This is a genomic window from Arthrobacter sp. Helios (assembly GCF_023167125.1).
Lineage (GTDB): Bacteria > Actinomycetota > Actinomycetes > Actinomycetales > Micrococcaceae > Arthrobacter_B > Arthrobacter_B luteolus.
Map to the genome: position 1 here is coordinate 272,798 of NZ_CP095402.1, position 12,850 is coordinate 285,647.

10 protein-coding genes are annotated in these 12,850 nt (G+C 66.4%); 7 read left to right on the forward strand and 3 right to left on the reverse strand.

Annotated elements, in window-relative coordinates:
* Positions 1-41 precede the first annotated feature (41 nt).
* Together ArtHe_RS01210 and ArtHe_RS01215 are read left to right on the forward strand one after the other, a co-directional pair.
* Complete coding sequence (locus ArtHe_RS01210) at positions 42-1,259, forward strand: alpha-hydroxy acid oxidase (RefSeq protein WP_248318387.1); 1,218 nt, start codon at positions 42-44, stop codon at positions 1,257-1,259.
* A 1,074-nt stretch (positions 1,260-2,333) separates the two neighbouring features.
* Complete coding sequence (locus ArtHe_RS01215; RefSeq protein WP_248318388.1) at positions 2,334-3,134, forward strand: HNH endonuclease; 801 nt, start codon at positions 2,334-2,336, stop codon at positions 3,132-3,134.
* Positions 3,135-3,216: 82 nt separating this feature from the next.
* Here ArtHe_RS01215 and ArtHe_RS01220 read toward each other — a convergent pair whose 3' ends face one another.
* Positions 3,217-4,314 (reverse strand): LacI family DNA-binding transcriptional regulator, encoded by a 1,098-nt coding sequence (locus tag ArtHe_RS01220; RefSeq protein ID WP_282568700.1) that lies wholly within the window; start codon positions 4,312-4,314, stop codon positions 3,217-3,219.
* 227 nt (positions 4,315-4,541) lie between these two features.
* Between ArtHe_RS01220 and ArtHe_RS01225 the strand changes: the two genes are divergently transcribed.
* The 5 genes from ArtHe_RS01225 (at position 4,542) to ArtHe_RS01245 (ending at position 10,307) form a co-directional block, all read left to right on the forward strand.
* Positions 4,542-5,843 (forward strand): M20 family metallo-hydrolase, encoded by a 1,302-nt coding sequence (locus ArtHe_RS01225; protein ID WP_248318390.1) that lies wholly within the window; start codon positions 4,542-4,544, stop codon positions 5,841-5,843.
* Entirely contained in the window at positions 5,843-6,589 is a 747-nt protein-coding gene (locus tag ArtHe_RS01230) for a DUF5058 family protein (protein ID WP_066302495.1), read from the forward strand. Before ArtHe_RS01225 ends, ArtHe_RS01230 begins: the two co-directional genes overlap by 1 nt.
* 22 nt (positions 6,590-6,611) lie before the next feature.
* Positions 6,612-7,340 carry a hypothetical protein gene (locus ArtHe_RS01235; RefSeq protein WP_248318391.1) on the forward strand — a complete coding sequence of 243 codons (729 nt, stop codon included), beginning with the start codon at positions 6,612-6,614 and terminating at the stop codon, positions 7,338-7,340.
* An 82-nt stretch (positions 7,341-7,422) separates the two neighbouring features.
* Positions 7,423-8,712, forward strand: a complete 1,290-nt coding sequence (locus ArtHe_RS01240; RefSeq protein ID WP_248318392.1) for an amidohydrolase — start codon at positions 7,423-7,425, stop codon at positions 8,710-8,712.
* Between the two features lie 2 nt (positions 8,713-8,714).
* Positions 8,715-10,307, forward strand: coding sequence for an amidase (locus ArtHe_RS01245; protein ID WP_282568701.1), 1,593 nt, complete (start codon positions 8,715-8,717; stop codon positions 10,305-10,307).
* Positions 10,308-10,404: 97 nt separating this feature from the next.
* On the opposite strand, the gene ArtHe_RS01250 is transcribed toward ArtHe_RS01245, so the two are convergent.
* Positions 10,405-11,565: a hypothetical protein gene (locus ArtHe_RS01250; RefSeq protein WP_248318393.1), complete on the reverse strand. Its 1,161-nt coding sequence runs from the start codon at positions 11,563-11,565 to the stop codon at positions 10,405-10,407.
* A 151-nt stretch (positions 11,566-11,716) separates the two neighbouring features.
* Positions 11,717-12,796, reverse strand: coding sequence for an extracellular solute-binding protein (locus ArtHe_RS01255; RefSeq protein ID WP_248318394.1), 1,080 nt, complete (start codon positions 12,794-12,796; stop codon positions 11,717-11,719).
* Between the last annotated feature and the right edge of the window lie 54 nt (positions 12,797-12,850).

Genomic DNA, 12,850 nt, shown 5'->3' on the forward strand with positions numbered 1-12,850 from the left:
CGCAGCTTGAAGACCCCACAGCACCAACCAGGAAAGCAGTTATGAAGCGCCGAATTCCCCAGTACTCCGAACTCCGCGAACTTGTGCAGTTCAAAGCCTTCGATCCCGACCGGCGGCGCGCCCGGCTGGCCAAGGCCAACACCGTCTGGGACCTGCGGGACATCGCTAAACGGCGGATCCCGACGGCGGCCTTCGAGTATGTGGACGGCGGCAGCTTTTTCGAGCACTCGCTGCGGCGGAACCGGGCGGCGTTCGACGACGTCGAATTCAACCCCCGCGTCCTCCGCGACGTCTCCGCGGTGGACCTGCGCGCCAAGATCGCCGGCGTGGACGCGGCCCTGCCGGTGGGCATCGCGCCCACCGGCCTGACCCGGCTGATGCACTCCGAGGGCGAGGTGGCCGGCGCGCAGGCCGCCGGCGCGTTCGGTATTCCGTTCTCCCTCTCCACCATGGGCACGGTGTCCATCGAGGAGGTCGCCCGGGAAGCGCCCGACGCCGATAAATGGTTCCAGCTGTACCTCTGGAAGGATCGTCCCCGGTCCCTGGACCTGATCCGCCGGGCGGCCGACGCCGGTTTCGGTGCGCTGATCGTCACGGTCGACACCCCGGTCTCCGGCGCCCGGCACCGCGATACCCGCAACGGGATGACCCTGCCGCCCACCCTGACCGCGAAAACCATCCTCGACGCCTCCTACCGGCCGGAATGGTGGTTCAACTTCCTGACCACGAAACCGCTGGGCTTCGCGAACTTCGAGGCGGACCGGATGTCCGTGGCGGAGAGCGTGAACACCATGTTCGACCCGTCGCTGAACCTGGACGACCTGGCCTGGCTGCGGGAGAACTGGTCCGGCAAACTAATCGTGAAGGGCATCCAATCCGCGGCCGACGCCGTCGACGTCCTGGCCCGCGGCGCGGACACCCTGGTGGTCTCGAACCACGGCGGCCGGCAGCTGGACCGCGCTCCGGTGCCGCTGAAGGTCCTGCCCGAAATCCGTGCGACGGTGGGTCCGGAGGCGGAGATCATCCTGGACTCCGGGATCATGTCCGGCGGGGACATCGTCGCGGCCATCGCTGCCGGGGCGGATTTCACTCTGATCGGCCGGGTCTACCTGTACGGGATGATGGCCGGCGGCAGGCAGGGCGTCGAGCGTGCGCTGGAGATCCTGCGCACCGAGATGACCCTCGTGATGCAGTTGATCGGGGTTACCAGCCTGTCGGAGCTGGAACCGGCGCTTTTGCGTCGTAGCGCTCACGACTAACTTCAACATTTGCTAGTTTTGGGCGTCAGTGGTGGCAGGGCCTGGATTTGGGTCTGTGCCAACAATGTCACCATATGGGGAATGTCAATGAAGGGTCTCATGGAATTTTCTACGGCAGGGCTGCAGGCATTTGGTTTCTCACGGCCAGTATCATTTGAAAAGGTCCAGCGATCCCAGGTCTTAGGGTCTTTCGGTTCCGCAGATTTCGGAGGAATTTACGCCGTAAGTATGCCACATGCGCTTTTGGTCGACTCAAGTGAAGTTGTATACATCGGCAAGGGGTCCCTTGGGCGCCCGAGCGCTCGAGGCAAGCGGCGAGGAGCTTGGCACCGGATTCGACAATATCGAAATTCCGTGTATCGGAACGGGGCTAGTCATGAGGGTGGCAAAGACTTAAGGGAAATGTCCAACAAGTCCCGTTTGTTAATTCAAAGCATAGAGGTGACCGAAGGCCATGTTGGCTGTATGGAATATTCTTTGGTGCAGGAGTTTGTCGACATATATGGGAGGCTGCCCTTAGCTAACCTGTCTTTTCCTCCACGGCTACTTGGCTGCTGCGAGAATCTGGGGCAGGCTTCGAACCATCGAGTTAGACCCTCCTATCCATCCTAGATACGTACACCGGATGCCATGGGTTGCCCGTTGAATTGGAGAATCCTTTTAGGCTTAGGGCTCCATACCGCTGGGAGCCTGGAATCCTGATAGAAGTACTTTGGACGCATATCCTCGTTACTCTAGAAAAACGTGAAGGATCAAGCCGTGTTCGGCACTCCCTTCGCCCCCCTCCATCATGGGCAAAAATCCATCGAGGGGGAGCTGACTCCGGAGCATTTACGGGGAAAGTAAATCGAAGTGCCGTCACCTGGTTTCCCAGTAAAGGCATGAAATCGAGGGTCCCTCGTGCTGCGGTCAGTCGAAGTGAGGCCGGTGGTAGCAGGGTGGGTGCAGCGGTCACCCTGGAGCGCCGACGGATTCCCAGCGCCCTTTTAGGCCATGACTTTAATTGGAGTCTGGTCGTACTGATCCGGCGCTGAGTACGACCCAGGTGAAGTTGGATGGACGGAAACTCAACCGGTGGTGGTGCACGTCGAAGCGCTAACGCATGACAACGCGCCGCCGACAGTTGTTTGCATGGGGGACAAACGGATTAACTGGACACGAGACGAGATTATCCTGGCCTGTGACCTGGTGTGGGCAAATGACTGGCGGGCTTTGGACGCTACACGAGCAGAGGTGGTTGAGCTGGCTCACGTACTGAGGCTAAGCCCGTTGCACTCGTTAGAGGGCCGCCCACCCACGTTCAGAAACCCCGCAGGTGTCGGCCGCAAAACTTCGGATATTGCAACGCGGCATCCTGATTACAAAGGCAAGCCGACCAATGGCAACCGACTCGATTTGGAAGTCCTACAGGACTTCTTAGCACGTCCAGCGGAAATGCATCAGGTTGCGGTCAACATCAGGAGTCTCATAAACAATGGAGTGCTGGATCATTCGGACCTGAGTACGTTTGAGACACTTCTTGAAGATGAAATTGAGGCGCCGGAGGGAAGGTTGCTCCGGAGCTGGGTGGTAAAGAGGGAGCGAGATCGGAAGCTCCGCCAGCGAAAGATCCAGCAGGTGAAACAGCGGGGAGATGCGGTCACTTGCAGCGTGTGTTCATTCGACTTTTTGGAGACTTATGGAGAGCGAGGACGTGATTACATCGAGGTACATCATGTGATCCCCCTTCATATCAGTGGACAGACGATCACACGACTAGATGACCTTGGCCTGCTCTGCTCAAACTGCCATCGCATGATTCACAGAGGTGTATGGCTCACTCCCGAGCAACTGAAGAATCTTCGCGGCAAACCGACAGAATTGGCTGTTTTTTAGCCCCGCCCCAGCCACCCCGGGAACCGCAGCGTCGGACCCCCTTCGTTAGCCCGAATTGCAGCGGACCCCGCGAGTTAGCACCTCACCCCACCCGCCCCAAACTCGACGCCCGCGGCATCAGCACCGGAGGCAGCAGCACGGATTCGACCTCGCGGCCGGCAATCCGGGCCAGCAGCAGGTTCAGGCTGAGCCGGCCCATCTGGTCCAGATCGGAGCGGACAGAGGCCAGGGGCACCGGGAGGTCGGCAGCCAGGTCAATGTCGTTGTAGCCCACCAGAGCAATGTCCGAGCCGACGGTGCGGCCGGCGTCGCGCAGGGAGCCCATCACGCCGATCGCGGTGAGGTCATCCACGGCGAACACTGCGGTGAGCCGCGGCTGGGCGGCAGCCAGAATGACCCCGGCCCGGCGCCCGGCAGCCACCCCGAACCCGGACGCCACCACAGCACTGTCCGGCACCGGAAAACCGGCCGCGGCGTACACCTCGCGGAACCCCGCGCTCCGATCGCGGCCGGTGCTGGCCAGCGGATCCGCGGAAGCGATCCCGGCGACCCGGTGCCCCTGCGCCAGCAGGTGACGCGCGGCCAACCGGCCGCCCTCGACGTCGTCAGTGCTGACGGAAACATGTCCGGGACGGGTGCGCATGGCCAGCACATACGGAAAACCGTTGGCCGCCAGGTCGTCGGCCAGCGTATCGTCCCGGCGCGCGTCGGCCAGGATCACGCCGTCGATCCGCCGGGCCAGCAGGGCATCGAGCCGGTCCCGGCGCACCTGTGCGTCATCCAGGCCGTTGGACACCACCGCGCCGTACCCGTGGGCCGCGGCAGCCGCATCAATGCCGCCGTACATCGTGGCCAGCACAATGTCCGTCAGCCGGGGGACCAGCACCCCGATCAGCCGGGAGCTGCCCGTACGCAGCGTGGCAGCCGCACTGTCCCGCCGGTAGCCCAGGGACCGTGCCGCTTCCCGTACCCGGGCCACGGTGGCGGAACTGATCCGGACCGGCTGGTCCACAAGTGACCTTGACGCCGTGGACGGATGTACCCCGGCCAGGCGGGCAACATCCTCCAGGGTGGCAGGGCGCGGCGGAACATGGCTGTCAGCGCTGATGGGTGGACCCTGCCTTCCAAACGAATACCGCGCGGCCGGGAGAGATTGCTGCGTCGGGCAAGTGTAAGCCACAACCCGCGGGAACGAACGAATTTAATCGAGTCGAATTGCGGAATTTACATTCATTGGCGATATCGAAAAATATTCCTTCCAATTCGGTCCCACCCCTAGACGGGCCTCGATCCGGCGTGTGAAAGTGGTCCCCAAGCCCGATCTGGAGCGCCACAAGGGAAACCTGGCGACCGATGGGCTTTCTTTAGACGAGGTTGTGCAATCGATTGCATTTAGAGGAGAGACGAGTGCCGGAAACCCTTACCGCCGCGGCCGGAACCACCGGCTGGCTGGACACGGCGCTGGCCGAACTGGCCGCGTTCGCCAGCCCCGGCCGCCCGGGCTGGACCCGCGAGGTGTTCAGCACCCCGTACCGCGAATCCCGCCGCTGGGTCCGCGACCAGATGCGGCTGGCCGGGCTGGAAGTGCACCAGGACGCCGCCGGGAACCTGATCGGCCGGCTGCCCGGAATCCTGCCCTCCATTCCGCCGCTGGTCACCGGTTCCCACACCGACACGGTGGACGGCGGCGGCCGGTTCGACGGCGTCGTCGGGGTCCTGGGCGCGCTGGCGGCCGTGCGGCTGCTGCGTGAATCCGGCACCCGGCTGGCCCGGGACCTGCTGGTGGTCGACTTCCTGGGCGAGGAATCCAATCCCTTCGGCCTCAGCTGCCTGGGCAGCCGCGCGCTGGCCGGTGAGCTCACGCGGGAGGATCTGGCCCGCACCGACTACCAGGGCCGCAACCTCGCCGTCGCCTACACGGACTTCGGCCTGGACCCGTCCGCACTGCTGTCCGGGGCGGCCTGGACCGGCGCCAGGCGCCCGCACGCCTACGTGGAACTGCACGTCGAACAGGGACCGGTGCTCGAAGCCCGCGGCATTCCGGTGGGAATCGTCACCGCCATCACCGGGATCGAACGGCTGGTGGCCAGCTTCACCGGCACCCCGGACCACGCCGGCACCCGCCCGATGGATGACCGCCGCGACGCCATGGTGGCCGCCGCGGAAGCCGTGCTGGCTATCCGGGCCGAGGGCTGCGGCGCCCCGGAGCACGGCGTCGCCACGGTCACCCGGTTGGAGAACGCCTCCGCCTCACCGAACGTTGTCCCCGCCCTGGTCCGCCTGTACGGCGAGGTCCGCAGCGTGGACGAGACCTGGCTGCAGGGAACCCGCCGCCGGCTGGCCGAGGAGATCGCTGCCAAGGCTGCGGAGCACGACGTCGAGGTGGAGCTGGGCTGGTCCACGGACAACACGGTGGTCCGGGCCGCCACCGGCGTGCAGGACCTGGCCGCGGCGGCGGCCGATGCCGCCGGCGTTCCCTGGCTGCCGATTCCCAGCGGTGCCACGCACGACGCCGTGCACATGGCTTCGCTGGCCCCGATGGGCATGATCTTCATTCCCTCCGTCAACGGCAAAAGCCACTGCCCGGAGGAATTCACCGCCACCGAACACATCACCACAGGGGTGCAGGTCCTGGCGGACACCCTCCTGCGGCTCGATTCGCATTCCTTCTCTGCCCGCCCCCACTCCACCCGAAGGAACCATCCATGATGCTTTCCCCGCCCCGTGACGGCAGCTCCACCGACATTGCGCAGGTGGCGAACATTCCCATCCTGTGGGTCTTCGCGCTGGCCGTGTTCGCCGTCGTCATCATCCAGAGCGTGATCTACATGCGGGCCGCCACGAAAGCCGGGCCCGCCGCGGAGATCTCCCCGGCCGAGCTGAAGACCTCCTTCCGCGCCGGTGCCGTAGCCGCCATCGGCCCATCGCTGGCCGTGGTCCTGGTCAGCATTGCCCTGCTCTCCCTCTTCGGCACGCCCGCCGTGCTGATCCGGATCGGGCTGGTGGGCTCTGCCGCCACCGAAACCGCCTCAGCGTCCATCGCCGCCGGCACCATGGACGCCGTCCTGGGCGGCGACGGCTACACCCAGACCGTGTACGCCGTCGCGTTCACCGCCATGAGCCTCTCCGGTGCCATGTGGATGGTCTGCTGCCTGATCTTCACCCCGCTGCTCAAGCGCGGGGACAGCAAGCTGCGGGACGTGAACCCGGCCCTGATGGCCATCATTCCCACCGCCGCCCTGCTGGGCGCGTTCGCCAGCCTGGGCGCCGCGGAGCTGCCCAAGAGCGGGGTGCATGTGCTGACCGTGGTGGTCTCCGCCGCCGTGATGGGCATGTGCCTGTTCCTGGCCAAGAAGCTCCAGGCGCCCTGGCTGCGCGAATGGGGCCTGGGGATTTCCATTGTCCTGGGCCTGGTCATCGCCTACATTGCCCACACTTCCGGCACAGCAGCCTAAGCCCCGAACCCAGGAGACCCTGATGTCAACAACTGCACTCGACGCCGGCGCCCAAGCCTCCCTCAAGGAGTTCGACCGGACCACCTCGCGGTGGGGTCAGCTCACCATGCTCGCCGCCCTGCTGCTGTCCCTGGCCGGCCCCTTCTACCTGCTCTTCTTCGCCGACCTCGGCGTCACCGGCACCATGGTGTGGACCGCGGCCCTGGCCGTCGGTGCCGCGTTCTTTGTGCTCTGGTTCGTGGAGCCGATTACCTACTACCCGGTGCTGGGCCCGGCCGCCATGTACCAGGCCTTTATGATCGGCAACATCGCCAACAAGCTGCTGCCCTCCGCCATGGTGGCGCAGGCGACCATCGGCGCGAAGCCTGGCACCAAAAAGGCCGACTTCTCCGCCCTGATGGCCATCTGCGGCGCCGCCATGGTCCACGTGGTCTCCATGCTGGTGTTTGTGGGCCTGCTGGGCACCTGGCTGCTGACCCTCATCCCGGTCGAAGTGATGGACGTGGCCCGGCTCTACATCTTCCCGTCCATCATCGGTGCCGTCCTGGTGCAGCTGGTGGTCTCGGCCAAGCAGCCGCGGGTCACGATCATCGCCGTCGGCGTGGCCATGCTGGTGGTTTTTGTCCTGGTGCCGATGTTCCCGGCGATCGCCAAGCTCGCCACCGGGATTACCGTGGTGGCGACGGCGGCCCTCGCCTGGTTCGCCCGCAACCGTACGGCCACTGACCAGACGGCCGAGCTGGTCAACTAGAAGCTCCACCCGGATTTCCCTGCTTTTCCCGCACCACCTGTTTCCCGCACTACCTGTTTCCCGCATGACGAAAGGTTCACCCATGACTGTCACCACTGAAGGCACCACCGGCAGCGCCGCCGGTTTCCTTGCCGCCGCTTTCCTCACTGACCTCGGCTACACGGCCGACGACCAGCAGAAGCTGCACGACACCTACCGCTACCTGCACACCCATCCCGAACTCTCCATGCAGGAACACGACACCGCGGCCTACCTGCTGGCCCGGCTGCAGGAGCTGGGACTGGAGGCCTTTCCCTGCGGCGGGACCGGCGTCGTCGGCGTCCTGCGCAACGGCGACGGGCCGGTGGTGGGCTTCCGCGCGGACACCGACGGCCTGCCGATCGGCGAGAACACCGGGCTGGACTACGCCAGCACCGCCACTGGCACCCTGGAGGACGGCACCGCCGTGCCGGTGATGCACGGCTGCGGGCACGACACCCACATGGCCGTGGCCCTGTCCACCGCCGAGCTGCTGGCCCGCGGCGCCGACCGCTGGGCCGGCACCGTGGTGTTCATTTTCCAGCCCGGTGAGGAAACCGCGGCCGGTGCCCGGGCCATGGTCGCCGACGGGCTCTGGGACAAGGCGCCCCGCCCCGAAGTCATTTACGGGCAGCACGTCTGGCCCGGGGTGGCCGGGGAACTGGAAATCAGCAGCGGCACCGCCATGGCCATGGCCGACTCCTGGCGGATCACCGTGCTGGGCCGGCAGGCGCACGGCTCGCAGCCGGAGAAGTCGATCGACCCGATTGTGCTCGGCGCCCACATGGTGGTGCGGATCCAGACCATCCTCTCCCGCGAGGTGCCGGCCCGGGACTCCGCCGTTATTACGGTGGGCACCTTCCACGGCGGCCTGAAGGAGAACATCATCCCCGGCAGCGCCGAGTTCACGGTCAACGTGCGCACCTTCGAACCTGAGGTGCGGGAGCACGTGCTGGGTGCGCTGCGCCGGATTATCGCCGCCGAGGCCGCTGCCTCCGGCGCCCCGGAACCGCTGATCGAGGAGATCTCCAGCTTCCCGCGCTGCTACAACGATCCGGAGACCACCGCCGGGCTGCTTCCCGGCCTGCGCGCGGCCCTGGGCGAGGAGAACGTGAAGGAGGTTCCGCCGGTGATGGGCAGCGAGGACTTCGGTCTGCTGGCCGACGCAATCGGAGTGCCCTCGGTGTACTGGATGTTCGGCTCCACTAAACGCGAAAGGGTCGACGCCGGCGAGCTGGTTGCCGGGAACCACTCACCGGAGTTCGCTCCCGAACTCGAGCCCACGCTGGGCACCGGGCTGGCTGCCGCGCTGGCGGCCCTGACCGGCCGGCTGGGTACGGGAACGCAGGCCTGAGCATGGCGAATTCCGGGGCAGCAGCGGGCGGCGCGTCGCGGGCGACAGGGCAGGCGGCGGTCGGGCAGGCGCAGGCCGGAAGCCAGCCCGCGCCGTCGCCGGCCGGGAGCCAGCCCGCGCCGTCGTCGTCCACCGCCGAGATCCAGGCGATGTCCGCCGCCGCACTGTCCTCCGCCCTGCGCTCCCGCGCCATCTCGGCGCGGGAGGCGCTGGCCGCGCACCTGGCACAGATCGAGGCGGTGAATCCGCAGATCAATGCGGTTATCACCCTGGATCCGGAGGGCGCACTGGCGCTTGCCGCGGCCGCCGACCAGCGGGCCGCGGCGGCCGGACGGCAGGGGGAGGAGCTGCCGTTGCTGCACGGGCTGCCGATGACGCACAAGGACACCCACAACACCAAGGGCCTGCGCACCACGCAGGGGTCGGTGCTGTTTCAGGACTTTGTGCCAGACGCCGACGATTTGATCATTGCCCGGCTGAAGGCCGCCGGGGTTGTGACCACGGGCAAGAGCAACGTGCCGGAGTTCGCCGCCGGGTCGCACACCTTCAACGAGGTCTTCGGCACCACCACCAACCCGTACGCCCCGGACCGCAGCGCGGGCGGGAGCAGCGGTGGCGCGGCGGCCGCTCTGGCGGCCCGGATCCAGCCGATCAGCGACGGCAGTGACATGGGCGGGTCACTGCGGATTCCGGCGTCGTTCTGCAACGTGGTGGGCTTCCGGCCCTCCGCCGGAACGGTGCCGGCCTGGCCGGCGAAGGACCTGTGGAGCTGGCTGGGCCGCAGCGGACCGATGGCCCGCGAGGTGGCGGACATCGCGCTGATGCTGCAGGCCATCGCCGGGCCGGTGCCCGGATCCTTGACGGGTTCCGGCGGCAGGCTTGGTTTCCGGGCGGGGTATCCGTCGATCGGCCCGGAGGTGTTCGCTCAGCCGCTGGAGCGGGACCTGACCGGGCTGCGCGTGGCCTGGACCCCGGACTTCGGGCTGGGGATTCCGGTGGAGAAGGAAGTGCTGCGCGTCCTGGAAGCCCAGCTGGCGGTCTTCGCGGAGCTGGGCGCGGACGTCACCCAGGCCTGTCCGGACCTCCGGGACGCGGACCTGGTGTTCCGGAACACGCGGGCGCTGGAATTCGTGCAGAACCTCGGCGATCTGGTCCGGGAGCATCCGGAGTCGATCAAGCCCGAGGTCCGCTGGAATGTGGAGCAGGGCTGGGCGCTGACCGGGCAGGACGTTGCCGATACGGCAGTCGCCCGCACCCGGCTGGAGCTGAAAGTGCAGGAGTTCTTCACCGGATACGATGTGCTGCTGGCCCCGGCCGCGCAGGTGCTGCCCTTCGATGCCGCGCAGCGTTACCCAGCCAGCATCAACGGCGAGGAACTCCCTACCTATCTGGACTGGATGCGGTCGGCCTGCCTTATTTCCGCGACCGGGCTGCCGGCGCTGTCCATGCCGGCCGGGTTCAGCGCATCAGGGCTGCCGGTGGGACTGCAGATGGTGATGAATCACGGCGAGGATTTTGCGCTGCTGCAGGTGGCGCACGCGTTCGAGCAGGCCACCGGGTATGCGCGCCGGGTTCCGGACCTGGCGCAGTTGTAGCCTGACCCCAGCCCCCGACCCACCCCGTGACGCGAAAGGGCCGCCCGGATCACCACCGGGCGGCCCTTTCCGCTGTTAGATCAGGTGTCAGTCCGGATTAGCCGAACAGTTCCTTCTCCAGCGCATCAATCTCCGCCGTCATGGACGCCTTCAGCGCAGCCTTCTCCGCGTCGGGCAGCCAGCAGGCGTCAGCGCCGGCCAGCGCCGATTTCCGCAGCCAGGCGCGGTCCAGACCGAGATCGTCGACGGCGATCCGGTACTCGTTGGCCAGGTTGGTGGGGAACATCCCCGGATCGTCCGAGGCGAGGATGACGTTCAAGCCGGCGTCGACCATGGCCTTGATCGAGGCGCGCCGCCACGGCCGCCAGGACCGGCGGGAGGTGGTGAAGATGCCGGTGAACGGGGTCTGGTCCTCGCGCACCCGGGCGATCACGGCGTCGTCCTCCATCACGAAGTAACCGTGGTCGATCCGGTCGCAGCCCAGCAGGTCCAGGCAGGTGATCGTATTGATGGCCACCGGAGCATGCTCCGAGGAGTGCGCGGTGCGCTTCAGCCCGCCCTTGCCGGCCAGCTGGTACGCAGCTTCGAACCGCTCGGGCGGACCGGCCGTTTCCAGGTTGTCCAGACCGATGCCCACCACGTACTCGTGCGGAGCGTTCAGGATCTGCTGGACGCGGCGCACGGCGTAGGCGCCGTCCTTGCTGCGGTCGATGCCGACGATCAGCCGGCCGCTCATCCCGAAGTCGCGCTCCGCCATCCGGATGCCCTCCGCATACGCTTCCACGCATCCGGCGTAGCCGAGCTCGGTGAGGTTCGGCGGAACGTCGTCGATGAACAATTCCAGGTGGCGGGTATTGCTGGTGCGGTGCGCGGCCTCGAACGCCTCATACGTGATGCGTGTGAGGTCAGCAGCTTCGGTCAGGGACTGCATGACCCAGTCGGAGGCCTGGAACAGTGAGTACCGGTCGCCGTCGGGGTCCAGGGAGTAGTCCTCCACAATCGGAATCCGGGCATTCTCGTACGGGGTGAAGTCCCGCATCACGGAAGAGATGTTCGCGAAGATCGTCTCCGGATCCTCCGGCAGCTCCAGGCCCGCCTTGGCGGCCAGCTCGGCGAAGGTGGTGGCCCGGACCGTGCCGATGAGGTGGCAGTGCAGATCGGTCTTCGGCAGCCGGGCAGCGAACTGCTGCAGGGCCGACGTTTCCGGGGTGGCCTCAGGCTGGACTGCCTCCGGCGGGAGGGGAGCGGTGATGGTCATGCGTCCTGACTTTCGGTGCGGGTTCAGTGCGGGTTAATGCGTTCAGTACGGGTTGGTGCGTTTGGTGCGGTCAATGCAGGCGAACAGGGTGCGGGCCGTTTCCGGCCCGCACCGGGGGAATTGCTGGGACCGGGAAAATCCCGGACCGGAGTTACTTGGAGGAGGCCTCACGGGCAAAGCGGTCTACCCAGGAGTCGTAGTTCGCCACGATGGTGGGGAAGTCCAGGGTGGAGAAGCCGGCCGCGATCGGGTCATTGGCAATATCGCCGACGACGGCGGTCAGGGAATCCGGAACGGTCGCGTCCGGGTTCACAGGCAGGTCGCCGACCAGCTCAGCGGAAGCGGTCTGGGCTTCAGCGGAGAGCAGGTAGTCGATGAATTCGTGGGCGGCGTCGACGTTCTCGGCGCCGGACGGGATCAGCACCCGGTTGGTGGCCATGTAGCGGCCGGTATCGGTGGCGGTCCAGGCGATCGGCTCGCCGGATTCGATCAGATCGGTGGCGAAACCGTTCAGGGTGGGGGAGGCAACGATCTCGCCCTGCACCAGCAGGTTGGTGATTTCGGTGGAGGAGGAGACGAACTTCAGGATGTTCGGAGCCCAGCCGCCGATCTTCCCCAGGGCGGCATCGATGTCGTACGGGTCGGAGCCGTAGGTGGCGGCCGCTGCGGTCACCGAGAGCTGGCCGCCGGTGGTGGAGATGTCCGGGAAGGCCAGCCGGCCGGCGTACAAGTCGTCACCGTAGAGGTCCCAGCTGGCGGCTTCCTCGGCGCTCACGTCGCCGGTGCGGTACATCACGCCGTTGAGCTGGTAGCTGTAGGACGGACCGGAGAAGTCATCCGAGATAGCGAAGTCCGCGATGTTGTCCAGGTTCGGGACCTTCGCCGCGTCGACGGCCTGGAACAGGCCCTTTTCCTCGCCCATGGCGGCGTAGAAATCGGACATCAGCATCACGTCGATGCCGGCATCACCGCCGGCGAGGTCCAGGGAGGAGAGCCGGTCCGCGTTGGAGCCGGTTTCGATCTCCACGTTGATGCCGGTCTTCGCTTCGAAGGGCTTCACCACGGCTTCCTCAAACGCTTCCACACCGAACGGGAAAGCGCTCAGGACCAGGGTCTTGGACTCCCCGGCAGCGTCGCTGGAAGCGCCGCAGCCGGACAGGACGAGGGCGGCGGTGACGGCCACCGAGGCGGCAGCAGCGAGCTTGGCTGCGCGGTTGCGGGGGAGTGACATGGTGTTTCGTTTCCTTTCGGTGGTACCCGGCGCGGGTGCGCCGCGTAGGTTCAG